The sequence below is a fragment of the Clostridium sp. CTA-5 genome, assembly GCF_054768135.1.
The window spans coordinates 968,778-989,298 of record NZ_BAAAAT010000001.1 but is presented as its reverse complement, the minus strand read 5'-3'; the positions used below and the strand labels follow the sequence as shown (position 1 = coordinate 989,298).

Here is a 20,521-nt window from a genome sequence, read left to right as displayed (position 1 = left end):
GATAAATGGTGGATTTTAGAATCATAAAATCACCTTCTGAGAGTACAATAGATATTCTTAGAAAGCGTATAGGGTCAAGTAGTAAAACAGACTTAAGCATGATTGATGCAATTGGTCTTGTACAAGGTAAAATTATAGATATGATTTATGCAGCTGACATAGCTGAAAAAGCTGTTGGAGTTACCGTTGAAGATATCAGAGGATGTTGTCCACAACATATGGTGTTGATTGGAATATTTGGAGATACAGCATCGGTTGAGTCCGCAGTTAAAGAAATTAAGCTAAAAATGGAAGAAGGAAAGTTTTTATGATAATAGCAAGACTAATTGATAATGTATGGGCAACTAGAAAATCAGAACTTCTTAATGGATTTAAATTTATGTTAGCTGAAGAAATTGGTGGAACTACAGAAGGAAGAAGGATGGTAGTGGTAGATATAATAAGTGCTGGTATAGGTGATAGAGTTATTGTTTGTACAGGATCTTCAGCACGAAGAATGCTAGGTGATGACAATATTCCGGTAGATGCAGTTGTTGTTGGAATAATTGATGAGGATTGTAATTTTGGATAGATTCAGGAGGTATAAAAATGAGTCTTTTAGATATGGTAAGAGATGCTGGTGTTATAGGTGCAGGAGGAGCTGGTTTTCCAACGTATGCTAAATTAGCATCAAAGGCTGAGTATATACTTCTAAATGGAGCAGAATGTGAACCTCTTTTAAGAGTTGACCAACAGTTGATGGAGTTTTTTCCAGATGAAATAATAAAAGGGTTTGAGGCTGCTAGAAGTATAGTTGAAGCAACAAAAGGGATTATTGGTATTAAAGGAAAACACAAAAAAGTAATTAAGATTTTAAATGATAGAATTAATAATTTAAAATTATCAGATGTTATTGAGGTGAAGGAATTACCAGATATTTATCCAACAGGTGATGAACAAGTTCTTGTTTATGAACTTACAGGAAGAGTGGTTCCAGAAGTAGGAATACCTATTCAGGTTGGTTGTGTAGTAGTAAACAGTGAAACAGCTCTTAATATATACAATGCATCAATAGGAAAGGCTGTTACTGAAAAATATATAACACTTGCAGGAGATATTCCTTGTAGAAAAACAGTTAAAGTTTTAGTAGGAACGCCTATTATCGATGTATTAAAACTTAGTGGAATTGAAAATTTTGAAGATTATGCAGTCATTGATGGAGGTCCAATGATGGGGCCAGTTATGAATGATTTAAATGGATATGTTTCAAAGAAAAATAAGGGCTTTGTGATATTAAAAAAGAATCATTCATTAATTCGCAAAAAGTCTGTTACTATGGATCAAGCAAAAAGAGTAAATAGATCATCTTGTGAACAATGCCGTATGTGTACAGATATGTGTCCACGATTTTTGCTTGGACATGCTACTCAGCCACATAAAATGATGAGAGCAATGGCATATGATTTAAATAATACAGAAGGACAAAAAATTGCACAATTATGTTGTCAATGTAATTTATGTGAGTTGTTTTCTTGTCCAGCAGGACTTTATCCAAAAGCTTCAAATATGTATTTTAAACAAAAGCTTTTAAGTGAAAACATTAGATATAAACCAATTAAAGAAACATTTGAGGCAAGAAAATCAAGAGAGTACAGATTGGTTCCAAGTAAAAGGCTTATAGCAAGATTAGGATTAAAAGAGTTTGATAAACCAGCTCCTATGGTAGATGAATTAATAGAATCTGAAACAATATATATTAAAACTCAACAGCATGTAGGTGCACCTTCAAAGTGTTGTGTACATATAGGGCAACATGTTGGAGCGGGAGAGATAATAGGACAAATTCCAGAAAAAAGTTTAGGTGCTACAATTCATTCAAGTATTTCAGGCACAGTAATACAAATTGAAAATGAATTTATCGCTATAAGGGGGGATTAAGATGGCAAATGCAATAGGAATGGTTGAATTTATAAGCATTGCACGAGGAATTTATGCAACAGATCAAATGTTAAAAACTTCTGAGGTTGAAATAGTTACTGCTAGTTCAGTGTGTCCAGGAAAGTATATTGCTATAGTTCATGGAGATGTTGCTGCTGTTAATGAATCAGTAACTGTTGGTGAAAAAATTGCAGGAGAATTTTTGGTAGACTCTATGATTATACCAAATGTTAGTCCGTTAGTATTTCCATCAATAACAGGAGCAACGATGCCAGAGACAATACAAGCACTTGGAATTATGGAATCATTTTCGTTAGCTACTATGATAATAGCAGCAGATGCTATATTAAAAGCGGCTAATTTAGAACCTTTAGAACTTAGATTAGGAACAGGCTTAGGAGGAAAATCATTCTTTACATTTACAGGAGATGTTGCTGCTGTTGAAGCTGGAATTGAAGCAGGAAAAGAAATTGCAGAGGAAAAAGGATTATTAGTAAATTCAGAAGTAATACCGTCACCATCTAATAGATTAATAGATTCTTTACTATAAATTTAGTATAAGATTTAAATAAAATTATTAATTAAATATATATGTTGTAATATGATTTCTACAATTAAATTTTGAATTTAATATTGAATTATCTTTAACAAGATTATTTAAATAAATGTAGAACTTAAATTGCAATATATAAGTATAAATGAAAGGGTGTGAGAACATGAAAAAATTGATTTGTGCAAAAGATCTTCAAGAATTTATAAAAGAAGGAAAAAATAAATTTTATGTTGATGATAATGTAATTATAACTCCTTCAGCTAAAGATCTAGCCAAATCTAATGGTATATTATTTTCAACAGAACTTCTAATAAAAGAAGAACATGTTGAAAAGGAAAAAATAAGTAGTAATGAAGAAATGGATTTTGAAACAATTTTTAAAGCTTTTAAGTTATTAATGGATAAAGGAGTTCTGAGTGAATTAATAAATCATTTAAGTAAAGAACAAAATACTCCTTATATTTGTGAATGTGATTCAAGTGGACTCAAAGTTATAAGAGGAAATACTGTCAAAATGGATGTATTTGATACAGGAGATCCTAATGTAAAAGCTTATTATCAAGAATTAATTAGTAAGAATGAATCAAAAATGAGTGCAGGTTTTTTAACTATAGAAAATTCTCATTTTGATTGGGAACTTAATTATGAAGAAATAGATTATGTTATTGAAGGAACTTTGACTATTAAAATAAATGGAAAAGAATTTACTGTATGTAAAGGTGATGTGTTATTTGTACCATCAGGATCAAAAGTAGTTTGGGGATCACCTAATAAAGCAAAGGTTTTTTATGTGACATATCCTGCTAATTGGGCAGATCTTTTATAACAAACTTTTGGAGGCGTAGATTATGCAAGCACTTGGGTTAATAGAAACAAGAGGATTAATTGCTGCTATTGAAGGTGCAGATATAATGCTTAAATCAGCAAATGTAAGTTTTTTAGAAAAAACTTATGTAGGAGGAGGTCTTGTTTCTGTTGCAGTAACTGGAGATGTAGGTGCAGTAAAAGCAGCAGTAGAGGCAGGTGTAGTAGCTATAAAAAAATTAGATAGTACTTTATTAGTTTCTGATCATGTTATACCACGTCCTCATGAAGAGTTAAATAGTATAATTGGACTTAAAGAGCCATTAAAAGAATCTAAAAGTTTGCTAGATACTAAAGATTTTAATAATGTAACAAACAAAAAAGAGGATTATATAGAACAAACATTAAAAGAAATAGATTTAAAACAAGATGATAGTTTATCTAATAATATAGAATATAAATTAGAACTTGATTTAGACAATATTAAAAAATCTGATGTAGACGATTTAGTAAATACAAAAGGAATAGATGAAACTATTAAGATATTATCTAAGCTTAAAGTATCAAAACTTAGAGCACTAGCTAATCAATATGATGATTTTAAAGTTACAGGAGGAAAAATTTCAAAAGCAAGTAAAAAGCTATTGATAAGAGAATTTAAAACATATTACGAGTAACTTTAATACACAAATACAATTAAAAAAGGAGTAATTGATATGGAGAATTTTGATAGAGATTTGTGTTCAATACAAGAAGCAAGAAATCTTGCTCGTTTAGGAAAAGTTGCAGCGGAAAAAATTGCTGATTATACTGAAGAACAAATTGATAGAATTTTACGCAACATGGTTAAAGTTGCACAAGAAAATTCATTAAAATTAGCTGAAATGGCAGTAGAAGAAACAGGATTTGGTAAGGTTTGTGATAAAACATATAAAAATCATTTAGCTTCTACTGTATTATATAATTCAATTAAAGACATGAAAACTATAGGAGTAATAAATGAGGATAAAGAAAATAAATTAATAGAACTTGCAGAACCAGTTGGACTAGTTATGGGGATTGTACCATCAACAAACCCAACATCAACTACTATTTTTAAATCAATGATTGCAATTAAATCTCGTAATGCAATTGTATTTTCACCACATCCATCAGCATCAAAATGCACAATAAAGACAGCAAAACTTATGAATGAAGCAGCAATAGAAGCAGGAGCTCCAGCTAATATTATTGGATGTATTACAACCCCAACAATTGGAGCCACAAATGAATTAATGAAGAGTAAAGAAGTTTCTATAATAATAGCAACTGGTGGCCCAGGAATGGTAAAAGCAGCTTATAGTGCAGGAAAACCAGCTCTTGGTGTTGGTGCTGGAAATTCACCAGCATATATAGAAAGAACTGCTGATGTTGAAAAAGCAATAAGAAATATTATTGCAAGTAAGACATTTGATAATGGTACAATCTGTGCTTCAGAACAATCTATTATATGTGAAGAATGTAATCATGATACAGTTGTTGAAGAATTAAAAAAACAAGGTGGATATTTTATGACAACTGAAGAAACAGATAAGGTTTGTAGGTTGTTATTTAAGAATGGTCATAGTATGAATGCAAAATTTGTTGGAAGAACACCACAAGTTATAGCAGAAGCAGCAGGAATTTGTATTCCAGATGAAACTAAAGTGCTAATAGGAGAGCAAAAAGGTGTTGGAGATGGATATCCATTGTCTTTCGAAAAGCTTACAACAGTACTTGCTTTTTATAAAGTTAAAAATTGGCATGAAGCATGCGAATTAAGTATAAAATTACTTCAAAATGGAATAGGACATACAATGAGTATTCATACTGAAGATGATGATATAGTAAGAAAGTTTGCTAGAAAACCTGCATCACGTATTTTAGTTAATACAGGTGGAAGTCAAGGAGGAACAGGAGCTAGTACAGGTTTAATGCCATCATTTACATTAGGATGTGGTACTTGGGGTGGAAGTTCAGTATCTGAAAATGTTACTCCAATGCATTTAATTAATAGGAAAAAAGTTGCTTATGGTTTAAAAGATTGTTCTACATTAGCTGAAAATGATTTATCTTTTAAGTCTATAATAAAAGACAATGATTGTTTTACTAATCATAATGAATGTAAAACATTAAGTCCTGATCAATATGCAGCTGCATCAAAATGTATTAATACAGATAAAATTAAAAGTGCTAGTAATGAAGAACTTTTAGATATGATAAATAAATTAGTTAAGGCTATGAAGGGGGAAGCGTAGATGGATGAATGTGAAGCTATATTGAAACTTTTACTGGAAACTGTACAAGCCAATTTGGCCAAAGCAGAAGAAAAAAAGGATAAATGGGAAATTCCAGTAGGTATTTCAAATAGACATATACATCTTTCGAAAAAAGATTTACCACTTTTATTTGGAGAAGGCTATGAATTGACAAAATTGAAAGAATTGTCACAACCAGGTCAATATGCTTGTAAAGAAACATTAACAATTTGTGGACCTAAGGGTGCTATAGAAAAGGTTAGAATACTTGGGCCTGTAAGAAGTAAATCACAAGTAGAGGTATTAGCAGGAGATTGTTTTAGTTTAGGTGTTGCACCTCATACAAGATTATCTGGAAATTTAAGCAAAACTCCAGGGATAACTTTAATTGGACCCAAAGGGTCAGTACAGCTTCAAGAAGGACTTATAGTTGCACAAAGGCATATTCATATGACACCAAAAGATGCAAAACATTTTAATGTTTTTGATGGTGAGATAGTATCTATTCAGTTTGATGATTTAAGAGGTGGTATTTACAGTAATGTGGCTGTTAGAGCTAATGATGAATCTTTTTTAGAATGTCATATAGATATAGAAGAAGCAAATGCTATGAATATTAATTCAAAATCAAAAATTAAAATTGTAAAACAGAAAAAGTTAAATATAAATTAAATATAAAAATTTTATAGTATATAAAAAATAATCAAGAAATTAGGAGGAATTTAAAATGAAATTTGATGCATTAGGAATGATAGAAACAAAAGGATTAGTTGGTTCAATTGAGGCAGCAGATGCTATGGTTAAAGCTGCAAATGTTTATTTAATTGGTAAAGAATATATTGGTGGTGGATTAGTAACAGTTATGGTAAGAGGAGATGTAGGCGCTGTAAAAGCTGCTACTGATGCAGGAGCTGCTGCTGCACAACGTGTTGGGGAATTAGTATCAGTTCACGTTATTCCTCGTCCACACTCTGAAGTAGAAGTTATTCTTCCATCAACTAAAGAAATTACAAAATAAGGAATAGTCAAAAATACTTAAATAGTAAAATGGATGTGTTAAAATTTATTTTTGATACATCCATTTTTTGAATTAGAGTTTAAAGTGTAGTTATATAAAGTAAGTTTAATATAATAATAAAAAATAAGAACAAATTAATTTTTAGATAGAATTTAGTTTATAGAAGATAAGTTTTATGATATACAGTTATAAGATAAAAATAGTAACAATTTTTTCTAAATTACATAATATATAATACAAAAGAAAATATCTTGGTAGGAGATAAAAATTATGGACAATTATAATGTATTATGTACAGATAATTACGACTCACTATATAACGTAAATAAAATTCTTGTTAAACCAGGATTAGAATGCTTATATAAAAAATTTTCTAAAAAACTTAATAAATATTTGCTTAAAAAATATCCTGAGTATTATGCTGGTTTACAACTTTATGAAAGCAATAAATATTGCAATGAATTTTATGTAATAGCAAGATACAATGATGTATGTGGAATATATCAAGCGATAACTAAAATTAGAAATGATATAGAGAGGATATATAATAATGTATGGGATTCTTCTGTTAAACGTACATCAATATTTGCATTTTCAAATTATAAAAGAGTAATTCCACCAGAGGATTAATCTTAATTTAAATAATGTTTTAATAATTATTTATATGAATACTTCAGCATAAATTCAAGCTGGAGTATTTTAATTTGTTAATTAATGCAAGAGTTCAAGGAGAAATCGTAAATAAAAAAGAAGATGTTAATATAAGATTTTCAGTAGATCAAGGAATAACACCTTATGATAGTGATATTATAATTTCAAAATATATGTAGATTTAATAATAAAACAAGAATGTATATATTTATATAAGAGCTTAGATGATTTAAGCTCTTATTTTAATCTCTAAATATATGTATAATATAGATAAGGAGTTATTACTTTTATATAAAAATATTTAAAGTTTTATATATTAAAGTAATAATTAAAAAAATTATATTATTTGTTGAAAAAGGGGGATTATATTACAGAAAAATCAAAAGATATTAGTATAATGTATAAATATAAAAAGTTTAAAGAATTATATAAAAAAAACGATTATAAATATATAAAGTATAGAATGCAATATTTATATATAGTTTATGTATAAAATAATTTCACGTATTTATGTTTGCAGGAGATATTAAAAGGAGTGGAGATTATGTCATATAAAAATAATACTTTTATACAAAGTTCATTAGGTTCTGTATTTTCAACTTTTAGTGAAGAAGAACTAAAAGAAGTAACAAGTAATGAGAAAAGAAGTATAGCGATTTGTGGGAAGATTAATAATCCAGGAATAATAGAAGTTCCAGAAGGTGCAACTCTTAGGGATATATTAGAAATTTGTGGAGGACTTATAAACAAGAGCAGTTTTAAAGCAGCACAAATAGGAATTCCTTTTGGAGGTTTTTTAAATGAAGATAGTTTAGATAAAGAATTTGATTTTAGCTTATTTTATGAAAATATTAGTAGAGCTATTATTATTCTATCTGAAGAAGATTGTATAATCCAATATGGAAAATTTTACATAGAATATTTATTAGCCAAGATTAAAGAAGGCACATATAAGAATTATGAAATAGTTAAAGATGATATAACTAAGATGCTAAAAGTTTTAGACAGAATAAGTAAAGGCGTATCTGATATGCGTGATGTTTATAGCTTAAGAAGTATGGCACAAGATGTAAAAAAGAAAATGCATCAAAAGCATAATATAATAGAAGAAATTGTAGGAAATTTTTATGATGAAATAGAAGAACATATAGAAGAAAAGAAATGTTACACATCACAATGTAATCATCTTATAAAATTAACAATTACAAAGAAATGTATTGGATGTGGAAGCTGTAAAAGAGCATGTCCTGTAGACTGTATAGAAGGAGAATTAAAAAAACAACATAATATAGATTATAATAGATGTACCCATTGTGGAGCATGTATATCTGCATGTCCTGTTGATGCTATAACAGCAGGAGATAATACAATTAAATTCCTTAGAGATTTAGCTACACCTAATAAACTTGTAATTACTCAAATGGCACCAGCTATAAGAGTTGCAATAGGTGAAGAATTTGGATTTGAACCAGGAGAAAATGTAGAAAAGAAATTAGCAGCAGGTCTTAGAAAGTTAGGAGTAGATTATGTATTTGATACTACATGGGGAGCTGATTTAACTATAATGGAAGAAGCAGCAGAGCTTCAAGAAAGACTTGAAAAACATTTAGCAGGAGACAAAAGTGTTAAATTGCCAATACTTACTTCATGTTGTCCTTCTTGGATTAATTTTATAGAAAAGAATTATGCAGATATGCTAGAAGTACCTTCTTCAGCTAAATCACCAATGCAAATGTTCGCTACTATAGCAAAAGAAATATGGGCAAAAGAAAAAGGATTTTCAAGAGAAGAGGTAACATCAGTTGCAATTATGCCATGTGTTGCTAAAATATATGAAGCATCAAGAGAAGAGTTTTCAGTTGATATGAATTACGATGTGGATTATGTAATTACTACAAGAGAACTTATAAAGATATTTAAAAATTCAGGTATAGATTTAAAAGAACTTGAAGATGAAGAAATAGACAATGTTATGGGTGAATATACTGGTGCAGGAATTATTTTTGGTAGAACAGGTGGAGTTATAGAGGCAGCTGTTAGAACTGCAATTGAAAATATGACAGGTAAAAGAATTGATAATATAGAATTTGAAGGTCTTAGAGGATGGGATGGATTTAGAATTTGTGAGATTGAAGTTGATGACCTTAAACTTAGAATAGGAGTTGCACATGGACTTAAAGAAGCAGCTAAGATGCTAGATAAAATAAGATCAGGTGAAGAGTTCTTCCATGCAATTGAAATTATGGCTTGTGTAGGTGGATGTGTAGGTGGCGGTGGTCAACCTAAAATAAGAAAGAATAAACAACAAGTTCTAGAAAAAAGAGCAGATGGTTTAAATGAAATAGATAGATCTAAAGAACTTAGAAGATCTAATGAAAATCCAGAAGTACTTGCTCTTTATGAAAAATATTTAGATCATCCATTAAGTCATAAAGCTCATGAATTACTTCATACAAAGTATTTCCCAAAAGTTAAAAAGAGATAATTATTATTTAAAATAATTCAAAAAGGATGTAGTAGATTTGCTTTTACACAAATCTCACTACATCCTCTTTATATTTATTTAATGCTATATTTTAAAATTGGGTTGATATTATAGTATAAAGCTCATGGACATGGGAATTTACTTTAAGAATTCTAAAATAAAGCTTAGTCCAATTAATGCATGCTCCCAATCACAGATTGATGACAAGCAATTAATTGTAAGCCTAAAAGGAAACTCGACTCATGTATATTCGCTGAGTAAGTTCAAGTATCAAAATATAAAATTTTGACTTTCACTTAAGAGTTCTAAAAAGCAAATTCCAATGCCAGTTCGCCCTTATACTAAAATATCAACCTTTACTTAAAACATAGCGTTATTTAAAAATTAGAATCTAAAATCACGCTTGCCTTCATTTAATTCTTCTAAATGTTTAAGTACTACTTCTTTAACTTTATCACTTGGAATTCTAGTAATTTCTTTTCCTATTACTTTTTCTCCATTTTCTTTAGTTTTTGAAGAAGCATAGTCCTCTAAATATTCTTTTAAAGTCATTAAAGCATTAGGTTGACAGCAGTTAGCTATTTGACCAGACTTAACAAGACTCATAAATCTATCTCCAGTTCTACCTTCTCTATAGCAAGCGGTACAGAAACTTGGGATATGTCCCATTTCTAATAACCAGTTAACTATTTCATCTAAAGTTCTATTATCATTTACATCAAATTGAGATGAATTTTCATCTTCTTTTTCTTTTTCAGAGTAGCCACCAACACTTGTAGAAGAACCTCCACTTAATTGAGAAACACCAACTTTTAGTAATTTTTCTCTTGCTTCTTGAGACTCTCTAGTTGAAACAATAATTCCAGTGTAAGGAACTGTAATTCTTAGAATAGCTACTATTTTTTCTAATAGTTCATCTGAAATAGCATTAGTAAAGTCTTCAGGATTTATATCATCAGCTGGTCTTATTCTAGGAACACTTATAGTATGAGGGCCAACTCCTTTAGCAGCTTCTAAATGTTCAGCGTGCATTAATAGCCCAACAAAATCATATCTATAAAGATTTAATCCAAATAAAACACCACATCCGACATCATCAATTCCACCATCCATAGCTCTATCCATAGCTTCTGTATGATAAGCATAATCATGTTTTGGACCAGTTGGGTGAAGTTTTTCATAAGCTTCTTTATTATAAGTTTCTTGGAATAAAATATATGTTCCGATTCCAGCTTCTTTAAGCTTTCTGTAGTTTTCAACTGTTGTAGCTGCTATATTAACATTAGCTCTTCTTATTGCACCATTTTTATGTTTTATACTATAAATAGTTTTTATACTTTCAAGAACATACTCAATAGGATTATTAATAGGATCTTCACCAGTTTCTAGTGCAAGTCTTTTATGTCCCATATCTTGAAGTGCAATTACTTCTTTTTTTATTTCTTCTTGAGTAAGTTTTTTTCTTCTTATATGTTTATTTTTGTGATGATATGGACAATAAGTACATCCATTTACACAATAATTTGATAAATAAAGAGGAGCAAACATAACTATTCTATTTCCATAGAATTTTTGTTTTATCTCTTTAGCTAAATCATATATTTTTTCAAGTTCTTCATCTAAGTCACATTCAAGTAGCACAGCAGCTTCTTTGTGAGAAAGACCTTTACACTTTTTTGCTTTTTCTAATATTTCATTGATTAAAACTTTGTTTCTCTTATTTTCTTCTGCAAATTTAAGTGTTTCTAAAATTTCTTCATGGTTAATAAATTCAGTTGCTACATTTGATTTTACATTATACATGTCAAACATCTTCTTTCTATATGAATTTTAATAAAGCTGTTCTGACAACATTAAAGTTAACGGGAATTTAATCTATTTTTGAATACATAGTTTTTACATTTATGCCTTTTAACATACCCAATTTACCAGATAATGAACTTATAATATCATTACTAGCATCAACTATGATACTTATAATAGCGAGATTTTTTTCTTTATAAGGAAGTCCCATTCTTCCAATTATATACTTATTATAATCATGTAGTATGACATTTACTTTTTCAGTTGCAGTTATATCATGAACTATTATTCCTATTAATGCAATTCTTGTATCCATAGTATTTTCATTCCCTTCTTTAAATTAAGTAAATAAAAAACTCTATACCAAAAAAGGCATAGAGATATATACTTAATTATATATTTGCCTTATCACTTGGGTAGACCCCTCATGTACTTCAGAACATTTTGTTAGCTTTTATCTTTTCTCTCAGGAATATCCTTAAAGTAAGATTTAAATTAATTTTATCATAAATTAATATTTTTATCAAAAAATTAATTTATGATTATATATTTATAAAAGTAAATAGTAAAAAATATATTATTATAACTTAGAGTCAATGAATGTTTAAATAAGGTATTTAGAGTGAAACTAGATATTAGACAATGTATGGAATCAATAGTATTATATCTATGTTAAGGAAATATAAACTAATAAATAATTAAATTATAAAAGTGTTAGATATTTTATTTTAAACAGTACATATAAGTATGTTATTTGAATTTTTGTATTCAAATATATAGGATGGAGGAAAAATAATGATTAAAAAAAGTATAGTAGGACTAATAGCTGCAGCACTTACTTTTAGCTCTGCAAGCACTCAATTTGCATGGGCAGGAACAAATGAATATACTCAAAATGATACAATATATAAAAGTAATCAGTTTGAGGAAATATTAGAAGGAACACATAGTGCTGTTGATGAGAATGGTATCACATGGGAGTATAAAAAACTTAAAAATGGAACAATTAAAATTTGTGGAACAGTTGATGTTAGTAGTTATATAGAAGTTCCATCAGAACTAGATGGTTTTGTTGTAAGTAGTATAGGACATGTAGTTACACCAAGTGTGCGTACTGATCCTAATTTTGGGAAAAGAGAAAAAGAAATCACTAAGGTTAAGATTCCATCAAGTGTGAAAAGGATAGATGCTTTTGCTTTTGATTATTGTAAAAACTTGAAAGATATTAATTTGCCATCAAGTGTAATTAGTATAGGTAATAAAGCTTTTAATGGAACTCCTTGGTTTGAAAATCAAAGAAATTCTGATGGACTAGTCATAATAAATGGTATCTTAATGGAGTGGAAAGATGCATCTGGAGATATAACTATACCTTCAGATATAAAAAGTATAGGAGATGGCGTTTTCTTTAATACTAATATAACTAGTGTAGCAATACCAAAAGGTGTAAAAAGTATAGGAAAAAGTTCATTTGAACGTTGTTCTAATTTAACTAAGGTTATAATGCCATCAAGTGTAAAAAGTATAGGAGATTATGCTTTTAGAGATTGTACTAAATTAACTAATATTAAAATTCCAAGTAATATGTCATATGTAGGAACAGGTGCTTTTGAAAGAGTCCCATTAACTGATGCTGAAACAAATTCAGATGGATTGATAATTACAAATGGTATTTTAGTAAGTGGTGTAAATGCGTCTGGTAATGTAAAAATACCAGAAAGTGTAACAACTATAAAAGATGGAGCATTTTCAGGTTGTAAAAATATAAAGAATGTTAAAATCCCATCAAGTGTAAAAAGTATAGGAAGAGCTGCATTTAGTGGTTGTAAAAATTTAACTAGTGTTGATATTGAAGATGGTATAACAAAGATAGAATTAGGTACTTTTGATCAATGTATCAATCTAAAAAGCATAAAAATACCTTCAAGCGTAACTAATATAGATTATGGTTTTGATGGATGTGTATCATTAAATGAGATAGAATTTTCATCAAATTTAACTGATATAAGTTATGGTGTCTTTAGATCTACTCCTTGGATTGAAGATCATATGAATTCAGATGGATTAGTAATTATAGATGATGTTTTAGTATATGCTAGAGGAAATATAAAAGAGGCAATCATTCCAGATGGTGTAACTGCTATTGCAAAAAAAGCTTTTAATGCTTGTTTTGATTTAAATAAGGTTGAGATTCCATCAAGTGTAAAAAGAATAGGGGAGAGCGCATTTGAATCTTGTACTAATATTCGCAAAGTTGAAATTCCTGGAAGCGTAAAAAGTATTGGGAAAAATGCTTTTCCTGGAGGGACAACTTTAACAGGGGATGGAGCTAAGGTTAAACCAGATGAAAGTACTAGTGAAACCTCTACAGATTCTGGAAAAATACAACAGATACCGACTTCAACAGTAAAACAGGGATGGCATCAAGAAGGAGAAAATTGGTATTGGCTTTGGAGTGATGGAACTAAGAGAAATGGATGGCTTGAAGAAAATGGACAATGGTATTATTTTTACGGAAATGGTCAGATGGCTACAGGATTTATAAATCTTAATGGAGCTATTTATTATCTGAACCCAGTTTCAAATGGTTATAAAGGAGCTATGTTAACAGGCTGGCAAAGAATAAATGGGTATTGGTATTATTTTAATCCATTATCAGATGGCTATAAAGGAATAATGAAAAGAGGATGGATTAATGAAGGCGGAAATTGGTATTATCTTTATTATGATGGTACAATGGCCAGCAATACAACAATAAATGGTTATTATGTTAATTCAAGTGGAGCATGGGTTCAATAATTTTATAGAAAAACTTTTATAGCTATGTTTTAAGTTAATGTTGGTAGTATAAAGTTCATTAACATTTGAATTTACTTTAAAAAGGCTGAAAACTAGATTTCATCTAATTTTCAGCCTTCTCTTATTAATTATATTATTTTTTACTAATTTAATTCAGCTGATTGAAAATTATCAAATTTAACTTCATCTAAATCAGTAGTATTATCATTATTATCTTCAGAGAAATTTAAATCAACATCATCTAAAGGAATAATTTTAGTTTTATGCTTTATTTTATAACCTATATAAAGTACAAGGAATAGTGGAATTCCTATATAAGATGCAATTAAACCATACCAATCAATTCCTTCAGGTTTTATACATGAATATCCTTGACCTAACATTATAATTATACACATTATTAATGCAAGTATTGGTCCAAATGGATACAATATAGCTTTGTATTTTAAATCTTTTAAATTTTTACCTTGATGAATAAATGCTTTTCTAAATCTATAGTGACATACAGCTATACCCACCCAAGCTACAAATCCAGCAAGACCAGATGCAGCAACTAACCAAACATAAACTGTACTTTCTGCAAATATACCAGTTAAAAAGCAAGCAGAAGCAACTAGAGTAGTTAAAATTACAGCATTTATAGGTACTCCTCTTTTATTAGTTTTAGAGAAAATCTTAGGAGCCATACCTTCTTTAGCCATTGAAAAAAGCATTCTACTTGATGCATACATACCAGAGTTACCAGCAGATAATACAGAAGTTAATATAATTGCATTCATTAATGAAGCAGCACCTGCTATACCAGCTTTTTCAAACACCATTGTAAATGGACTTGTTTCAACACCTGCTTTAGTAAAAGGAATTATAGCACCTAAAACAATTATTGTTCCTAAATAAAATATTAATATTCTCCAAAATATTGAATGTATAGCCTTTGGTATAGTTTTTTCGGGATTTTCACTTTCACCAGCAGCAACGCCTATAAGCTCAGTTCCTTGAAATGAAAAACCTGCAATTAAGAATATAGAAAATATAGACTTAACCCCTCCATGGAATGGCCCATCAGCTAAAAAATAATTGTGAAAACCAGTTTCTTCTCCACCCATTATACCTAAAATCATTAAAATACCAATTGCTAAAAATACAAGAACAGTAACTACTTTAATTCCAGCAAACCAGTATTCTGATTCACCATATGCTCTTGATGACAAAATATTTAAACCAACTATTATTGCTAAAAATAATATACTCCAGAATAGGGCATTTACATTTGGAAACCAATATTTCATAATTAAAGAACCTGCAACCATTTCAGCTGCTATTGTTATAGCCCAGTTATACCAATAGTTCCAACCAAGTGCAAATCCAAGTGCTGGATCAATAAATCTATTAGCATATGAACTGAAAGAACCAGATGTTGGCATATAAGTTGCCATTTCTCCTAAGCTAGTTATTAGAAAGTACACCATAATACTTACTAATGCATAAGCTAGAAGCGCTCCTCCAGGACCTGCTTGATGTAAGGTATCACCCATTGCTAGGAATATACCAGTACCAATAGAACCTCCTATAGCTATCATGTTTAAGTGTCGTGCTTTTAAACTTCTTTTTAATTCGTGATTTTCTTGACTCATTTTATTTATCCTCCTTATGGTTTTAAATTTCCATAAGTAAGTAACTAAGATAATATTAAAGGTTGATACATTCAAAGGAAACTATAAACAAAAAAGCTTGTCTATTAGACTTTGAATGTAAATTAAAACAATAAAAAAATGCCATGAGAGCACACTCATGACACAAATACGAATTTGTTATATTAAACCAATATAACAAATAACGTAAATTTCCATTGAAAATAGCTCTCCACAAAAGAATTTGTGACAGTCTTATATATATTTTATATAAGACCAGTAAATAGTATTAAAGCAATTTAACTATTTACTTCGGCGAAAGTTCCTTTCGTATTACTTCATTGAGCTTACCTCCATAATACTACTATTAAATTTCGCACCTCTATCTCAGTTATCTACTTGTTAGTTTATACCGTAATTATGGAGTAAAATTATAAATAAGTCAATACAAAATAAAAAAATATTTTTAAAATTTAATTTTTTTATATAAATATAATATATTGTTAATTTAAATTGTGATTAATTACTTTAATAATTATTAAATTTAAGTTAACAATAATAATTTAATATAGCAGACTTAATTATCAAAATTGTATTATTATTTTTCAAAATAGAGCAAGAAATATATTAGATAAGATTCTATTATAGTATTAAGAGGTAATTAAGGGGGAATTTATATGGCAGTTAATACAAATATTAATTTAAGAAATCAAATAATTTATTGTGTTTATGTACGAAATCATAGTGAAGAAGGGACATTCAAAGGTGTTCAAAAAGACTTAAAACGTATTAAAGAATTAGGAACAGATATTATATGGTTTATGCCTATTCATCCAATTGGTGTAGAGGGGAAAAAAGGTTCATTAGGTTGTCCGTATTCTATAAAAGATTACAGGAATGTTAATGATGAATATGGTATAATAGATGATTTTAAAGAGTTGGTTAATGAAATACATAGCCTTGATATGAAATGTATAATAGATGTTGTCTACAATCATACTTCTCTTGATTCATGGCTTGTTAAAAATCATATTGAATATTTTTATAAGAAAGCTGATGGAAACTTAGGAAATAAAGTTGGAGACTGGGAGGATGTAATAGATCTTGATTATAATAATAAGGAATTATGGAATTATCAAATAGATACTCTTAAAATGTGGGCAGAAATAGTAGATGGATTTAGATGTGATGTAGCCTCTTTAGTTCCAATTGAATTTTGGGAAAAGGCTAGAAAAGAGATAAATTCACTTCATCCAGAATGCATATGGTTATCGGAAACAGTAGAGCCTGGATATATAAAGTTAAATAGAAAACAAGGATTTGTAGGGCATTCAGATAGTGAAATATATAAAGCATTTGATATTACTTATGATTATGACATACTTAGTTTTTTTAATAAGTATATTGATGGTAAAATTAGTTTAAGTGATTATATTAATATACTTAATTTTCAAGATTGCATTTATCCAGTTAATTATATTAAATTAAGATTTTTAGAAAATCATGATCAACCTAGAATTAAGAGTAGACTTAAAGATGAAGAAGAATTAAAGAACTTAACAGCATTTTTATATTTTCAAAAGGGAACAACTCTTATTTATGCAGGTCAAGAAAAAGAAAATGTTATTAGACCAAATTTATTTGAGATTGATAAGGTTAATTGGAATACAGGATATGATATTTCAGAATTAATGAAATGCCTTTATAAGATAAAAAAAGATCGAATTTTTATAGTGGGAGATTACACCTTAGAATGTGACAATGATTCAGATATTATTATCGGAAAATATGAAACGGAGGATGAAAAGGTTATTGGAATATTTAGCATAAGAGGAAACAAAGCTGATATACCAGTTGAACTTAATAACGGAAAATATTTAAATTTAATTGATAATTCTGAGTTAGAAGTAAATGAGGGGAAAATTAGAGTATCAGGAAAACCGATAATTATTAAATTGTTTAAATAAAAGTTATATTTTATATTAGAAACAATTATTTATAGATACAATTTTAAAAAATATATTTTTGAGATTGTATCTATTTTTTTATCCTAAAATTTCTATAATAACATATTACAGAAGTTATAAAAGCAGATAAACTTTTTACCATAAGATCTGACATTGTATCTTCAAATCCTCCACCAAGCATATCAATTTTAAATAGATAAGTGCCTGAAAACTCGAATATTTCCCACAAAGTACCTAAAGCAATTGAAAAAGTGAATGCTAATATTACAGCCAAAATACCAAATCTTCTCTGTGTAACATTGTTGTCTTTTACAATAATTCCTTTTATTAAATGTAATGCTATAATAACTCCATATATTCCAAATACAGAATGGAGAAATACATCCCACCACCATAGCATAACGTAGAATTTTTTAATTTCTCCAAAGTATAGTGATAGAAAAATAAATAATAAAGCTATTATATTAAAACTAGAAGGTAAGACTATATTTTTTACATTAGCAATATGAGTAATAGCAAAAGGAAGTATTATACATATAATTGCTAGGATAGATAAAAGTAAATTATTCCATTGCTTTGATAAAATATTTGAAGTAGCTGTAATTATTAATACTAATTCAAATAATAGTGCTATTCCAATAGTTATTTTATTTTTATTAATCATAGAAATCCAATCCTTTCTAGAAATCTATTTATTAAAGGCTAAATAGATTTATATAAGAATTTTGTTGTTTTTATATATTTTTAGTAGATGTTGATATTTAAAAATATACTCTGATGTTTATTTATATCTTAACCTTTTTATATAAAAAATATAAATATATTTAAAGATATCTAGAAATAATGTAATTTAAATATAAAGCAAAAAAGAATAAATTATAGTAAATTAAATTATTATTAAATTAAGTATATTAATTCTTTAAAAGTAATTTAAGAGAATTTTTTCATTTTATAAGAATAATATAGTAAAAAAACTTTATTTAGATTAGTTATATTTATGATTAACATAAAAGATAACTCATAATTAAGAGAAATTTTGGAGGGTTAAATGATTAGAGAAGTATTTCAGTTATATATTTCTAGATGGGATTTTTTCCTAAAGTTAATAATTGAACACTTAAAAATTTCAGGAATTTCAATACTAATAGCAGGAATAATAGGATTAATATTAGGAGTTTTAATTAGTGAGTATAAAAAGACATCTCCATTTATTCTTGGTATAACAAGTTTTATTTATACAATTCCATCAATATCACTTCTTGGTTTTTTAATTCCTTTTTCAGGGATTGGAAATACAACAGCTATAATAGCACTTACAATATATGCATTGTTACCTATGGTTAGAAATACATATGCAGGTATAGAAAATATAGACTATTCAATAATTGAATCAGCTAAAGGGATGGGAAGTACACCTTTTGAAATAGTATATAAAGTTAAACTTCCTTTGGCTACTACAGCAATTTTATCAGGACTTAGAAATATGGTAGTTATGACAATTGCACTTGCAGGTATTGCTTCTTTTATTGGAGCAGGTGGACTTGGTGTTGCTATTTATAGAGGAATAACTACTAATAATACTTCTATGACAATTGCGGGAAGTTTATTAATAGCCTTATTAGCATTAATAGCTGATTTTATTATTGGAAGTATCGAAAAAATAATTAAAAGGAGATGGAAGTTAATATAATGAAAAATTTAAAAAAACATTATAAAAAGTTTTCTGTATTGATAGTATTTATTTTGGCAATTTCAATGTTAGGGTGCTCAAATAAAAGTTCAACTATTAAGATAGCTACTAAGCCAATGACTGAACAATTTATTTTAGGAGAGATGTTAGCATTACTTATTGAGAATAATACTGACTTAAAGGTGCAAATAATTAAGGGAGTAGGTGGAGGAACAAGTAATATACATCCTGCTATTGTAAAAGGTGACTTTGACCTTTATCCAGAATATACGGGGACTGGTTGGAGTTTTGTACTAAAAGAACAGGGAATTCCAGATGATAAAACATTATATAAAAATCTTACAGAAAAATATGAGAGTAAATATAATTTAAACTGGATAGGATTATATGGATTTAATAATACTTATGGATTGGTAGTAAGAAGAGATATTGCAGAAAAATATAATATCAATACTTATTCTGATCTTGTAGAATATGCACAAGATCTTACGTTTGGATCAGAGTATGATTTCTATGAAAGAGAAGACGGGTATGATGCATTATGTTCTACTTATGGATTAAAATTTAAAAAGTCATGTGATATGGATATTGGTCTTAAATATAAGTCTATAAATTCTAAGGAAATAGATGTAATGAATGTATTTACAACAGATGGACAGCTTGCTAATTCTGATGTTGTGATACTTAAAGATGATAAAGACTTCTATAACACATATTATTGTGGAACTGTTGTACGTAAAGATATACTTAAAAAACATCCTGAACTAGAAGAGGTTTTAATGAAAATGGAAAACATTTTAACTGATAAAGAAATGGCACAATTAAATAACAAAGTAGATTCAGAAGGAATTGGAGAAAGAGACGTTGCCAAAGAATTTTTAATTAGTAAGGGACTATTAAAACAATAATATCAAAGGGAGAAGGATT

Annotated in this window: 20 protein-coding genes and 1 riboswitch; of the genes, 16 read left to right on the top strand and 4 right to left on the bottom strand. The window is 28.5% G+C overall.

Features of this window, described 5'->3' with window-relative positions:
• Window positions 1-8 precede the first annotated feature (8 nt).
• The 12 genes from ACYUET_RS04575 (at window position 9) to ACYUET_RS04520 (ending at window position 9,704) form a co-directional block, all read left to right on the top strand.
• Window positions 9-311: a BMC domain-containing protein gene (locus ACYUET_RS04575; RefSeq protein WP_460278240.1), complete on the top strand. Its 303-nt coding sequence runs from the start codon at window positions 9-11 to the stop codon at window positions 309-311.
• Window positions 308-571, top strand: coding sequence for a EutN/CcmL family microcompartment protein (locus ACYUET_RS04570; protein ID WP_460278061.1), 264 nt, complete (start codon window positions 308-310; stop codon window positions 569-571). Before ACYUET_RS04575 ends, ACYUET_RS04570 begins: the two co-directional genes overlap by 4 nt.
• A 17-nt stretch (window positions 572-588) precedes the next feature.
• Window positions 589-1,917: a 4Fe-4S dicluster domain-containing protein gene (locus ACYUET_RS04565; RefSeq protein WP_460278060.1), complete on the top strand. Its 1,329-nt coding sequence runs from the start codon at window positions 589-591 to the stop codon at window positions 1,915-1,917.
• 1 nt (window position 1,918) lies between these two features.
• Window positions 1,919-2,467 carry a BMC domain-containing protein gene (locus ACYUET_RS04560; protein ID WP_460278059.1) on the top strand — a complete coding sequence of 183 codons (549 nt, stop codon included), beginning with the start codon at window positions 1,919-1,921 and terminating at the stop codon, window positions 2,465-2,467.
• A gap of 166 nt (window positions 2,468-2,633) precedes the next feature.
• Window positions 2,634-3,296, top strand: a complete 663-nt coding sequence (locus tag ACYUET_RS04555; protein WP_460278058.1) for a cupin domain-containing protein — start codon at window positions 2,634-2,636, stop codon at window positions 3,294-3,296.
• Between the two features lie 22 nt (window positions 3,297-3,318).
• The gene (locus tag ACYUET_RS04550; RefSeq protein WP_460278057.1) at window positions 3,319-3,951 is read left to right on the top strand and encodes a BMC domain-containing protein; all 633 of its coding nucleotides are present in this window, start codon (window positions 3,319-3,321) and stop codon (window positions 3,949-3,951) included.
• A 39-nt stretch (window positions 3,952-3,990) separates the two neighbouring features.
• Window positions 3,991-5,550 carry an acetaldehyde dehydrogenase (acetylating) gene (locus ACYUET_RS04545; RefSeq protein WP_460278056.1) on the top strand — a complete coding sequence of 520 codons (1,560 nt, stop codon included), beginning with the start codon at window positions 3,991-3,993 and terminating at the stop codon, window positions 5,548-5,550.
• Window positions 5,551-6,222 carry a phosphate propanoyltransferase gene (locus tag ACYUET_RS04540; RefSeq protein ID WP_460278055.1) on the top strand — a complete coding sequence of 224 codons (672 nt, stop codon included), beginning with the start codon at window positions 5,551-5,553 and terminating at the stop codon, window positions 6,220-6,222.
• Window positions 6,223-6,277: 55 nt separating this feature from the next.
• Window positions 6,278-6,568 (top strand): ethanolamine utilization microcompartment protein EutM, encoded by a 291-nt coding sequence (gene eutM, locus ACYUET_RS04535; protein WP_460278054.1) that lies wholly within the window; start codon window positions 6,278-6,280, stop codon window positions 6,566-6,568.
• A 270-nt stretch (window positions 6,569-6,838) separates the two neighbouring features.
• Window positions 6,839-7,198 carry a hypothetical protein gene (locus tag ACYUET_RS04530; protein WP_460278053.1) on the top strand — a complete coding sequence of 120 codons (360 nt, stop codon included), beginning with the start codon at window positions 6,839-6,841 and terminating at the stop codon, window positions 7,196-7,198.
• 74 nt (window positions 7,199-7,272) lie between these two features.
• Window positions 7,273-7,398, top strand: a complete 126-nt coding sequence (locus ACYUET_RS04525; RefSeq protein WP_460278052.1) for a hypothetical protein — start codon at window positions 7,273-7,275, stop codon at window positions 7,396-7,398.
• 365 nt (window positions 7,399-7,763) lie between these two features.
• Window positions 7,764-9,704: a [FeFe] hydrogenase, group A gene (locus ACYUET_RS04520; RefSeq protein ID WP_460278051.1), complete on the top strand. Its 1,941-nt coding sequence runs from the start codon at window positions 7,764-7,766 to the stop codon at window positions 9,702-9,704.
• A gap of 384 nt (window positions 9,705-10,088) precedes the next feature.
• On the opposite strand, the gene hydG is transcribed toward ACYUET_RS04520, so the two are convergent.
• Window positions 10,089-11,507, bottom strand: coding sequence for a [FeFe] hydrogenase H-cluster radical SAM maturase HydG (gene hydG / locus ACYUET_RS04515; RefSeq protein WP_460278050.1), 1,419 nt, complete (start codon window positions 11,505-11,507; stop codon window positions 10,089-10,091).
• Between the two features lie 67 nt (window positions 11,508-11,574).
• Window positions 11,575-11,823, bottom strand: a complete 249-nt coding sequence (locus tag ACYUET_RS04510; protein WP_460278049.1) for a TM1266 family iron-only hydrogenase system putative regulator — start codon at window positions 11,821-11,823, stop codon at window positions 11,575-11,577.
• Between the two features lie 479 nt (window positions 11,824-12,302).
• Here ACYUET_RS04510 and ACYUET_RS04505 point away from each other — a divergent pair, with 479 nt between their 5' ends.
• Window positions 12,303-14,306: a leucine-rich repeat domain-containing protein gene (locus ACYUET_RS04505; protein WP_460278048.1), complete on the top strand. Its 2,004-nt coding sequence runs from the start codon at window positions 12,303-12,305 to the stop codon at window positions 14,304-14,306.
• Window positions 14,307-14,449: 143 nt separating this feature from the next.
• Here the strand turns inward: ACYUET_RS04505 and ACYUET_RS04500 are convergent, their stop codons facing one another.
• Window positions 14,450-15,940, bottom strand: a complete 1,491-nt coding sequence (locus tag ACYUET_RS04500; protein ID WP_460278047.1) for an amino acid permease — start codon at window positions 15,938-15,940, stop codon at window positions 14,450-14,452.
• Between the two features lie 214 nt (window positions 15,941-16,154).
• Window positions 16,155-16,330: riboswitch (Lysine riboswitch) on the bottom strand.
• Between the two features lie 284 nt (window positions 16,331-16,614).
• On the opposite strand from ACYUET_RS04500, the gene ACYUET_RS04495 reads away from it, so the two are divergent.
• Window positions 16,615-17,904 (top strand): alpha-amylase family glycosyl hydrolase, encoded by a 1,290-nt coding sequence (locus tag ACYUET_RS04495; protein ID WP_460278046.1) that lies wholly within the window; start codon window positions 16,615-16,617, stop codon window positions 17,902-17,904.
• Window positions 17,905-17,974: 70 nt separating this feature from the next.
• On the opposite strand, the gene ACYUET_RS04490 is transcribed toward ACYUET_RS04495, so the two are convergent.
• Window positions 17,975-18,568 carry a hypothetical protein gene (locus ACYUET_RS04490; RefSeq protein ID WP_460278045.1) on the bottom strand — a complete coding sequence of 198 codons (594 nt, stop codon included), beginning with the start codon at window positions 18,566-18,568 and terminating at the stop codon, window positions 17,975-17,977.
• Between the two features lie 384 nt (window positions 18,569-18,952).
• On the opposite strand from ACYUET_RS04490, the gene ACYUET_RS04485 reads away from it, so the two are divergent.
• Window positions 18,953-19,594 carry an ABC transporter permease gene (locus ACYUET_RS04485; protein WP_460278044.1) on the top strand — a complete coding sequence of 214 codons (642 nt, stop codon included), beginning with the start codon at window positions 18,953-18,955 and terminating at the stop codon, window positions 19,592-19,594.
• The gene (locus ACYUET_RS04480; protein ID WP_460278043.1) at window positions 19,594-20,502 is read left to right on the top strand and encodes a glycine betaine ABC transporter substrate-binding protein; all 909 of its coding nucleotides are present in this window, start codon (window positions 19,594-19,596) and stop codon (window positions 20,500-20,502) included. The genes ACYUET_RS04485 and ACYUET_RS04480 overlap by 1 nt, the downstream gene beginning before the upstream one ends.
• Window positions 20,503-20,521 lie beyond the last annotated feature (19 nt).

Bases quoted from the DNA above. Each gene is read 5' to 3' on its own strand.
- ACYUET_RS04520 (WP_460278051.1), top strand. From the start codon at position 7,764: ATGTCATATAAAAATAATACTTTTATACAAAGTTCATTAGGTTCTGTA.
- ACYUET_RS04490 (WP_460278045.1), bottom strand. From the start codon at position 18,568: ATGATTAATAAAAATAAAATAACTATTGGAATAGCACTATTATTTGAA.
- ACYUET_RS04555 (WP_460278058.1), top strand. From the start codon at position 2,634: ATGAAAAAATTGATTTGTGCAAAAGATCTTCAAGAATTTATAAAAGAA.
- ACYUET_RS04550 (WP_460278057.1), top strand. From the start codon at position 3,319: ATGCAAGCACTTGGGTTAATAGAAACAAGAGGATTAATTGCTGCTATT.
- ACYUET_RS04545 (WP_460278056.1), top strand. From the start codon at position 3,991: ATGGAGAATTTTGATAGAGATTTGTGTTCAATACAAGAAGCAAGAAAT.
- ACYUET_RS04505 (WP_460278048.1), top strand. From the start codon at position 12,303: ATGATTAAAAAAAGTATAGTAGGACTAATAGCTGCAGCACTTACTTTT.
- ACYUET_RS04530 (WP_460278053.1), top strand. From the start codon at position 6,839: ATGGACAATTATAATGTATTATGTACAGATAATTACGACTCACTATAT.
- ACYUET_RS04500 (WP_460278047.1), bottom strand. From the start codon at position 15,940: ATGAGTCAAGAAAATCACGAATTAAAAAGAAGTTTAAAAGCACGACAC.
- eutM (WP_460278054.1), top strand. From the start codon at position 6,278: ATGAAATTTGATGCATTAGGAATGATAGAAACAAAAGGATTAGTTGGT.
- hydG (WP_460278050.1), bottom strand. From the start codon at position 11,507: ATGTATAATGTAAAATCAAATGTAGCAACTGAATTTATTAACCATGAA.
- ACYUET_RS04480 (WP_460278043.1), top strand. From the start codon at position 19,594: ATGAAAAATTTAAAAAAACATTATAAAAAGTTTTCTGTATTGATAGTA.
- ACYUET_RS04510 (WP_460278049.1), bottom strand. From the start codon at position 11,823: ATGGATACAAGAATTGCATTAATAGGAATAATAGTTCATGATATAACT.
- ACYUET_RS04560 (WP_460278059.1), top strand. From the start codon at position 1,919: ATGGCAAATGCAATAGGAATGGTTGAATTTATAAGCATTGCACGAGGA.
- ACYUET_RS04495 (WP_460278046.1), top strand. From the start codon at position 16,615: ATGGCAGTTAATACAAATATTAATTTAAGAAATCAAATAATTTATTGT.
- ACYUET_RS04485 (WP_460278044.1), top strand. From the start codon at position 18,953: ATGATTAGAGAAGTATTTCAGTTATATATTTCTAGATGGGATTTTTTC.
- ACYUET_RS04570 (WP_460278061.1), top strand. From the start codon at position 308: ATGATAATAGCAAGACTAATTGATAATGTATGGGCAACTAGAAAATCA.
- ACYUET_RS04565 (WP_460278060.1), top strand. From the start codon at position 589: ATGAGTCTTTTAGATATGGTAAGAGATGCTGGTGTTATAGGTGCAGGA.
- ACYUET_RS04540 (WP_460278055.1), top strand. From the start codon at position 5,551: ATGGATGAATGTGAAGCTATATTGAAACTTTTACTGGAAACTGTACAA.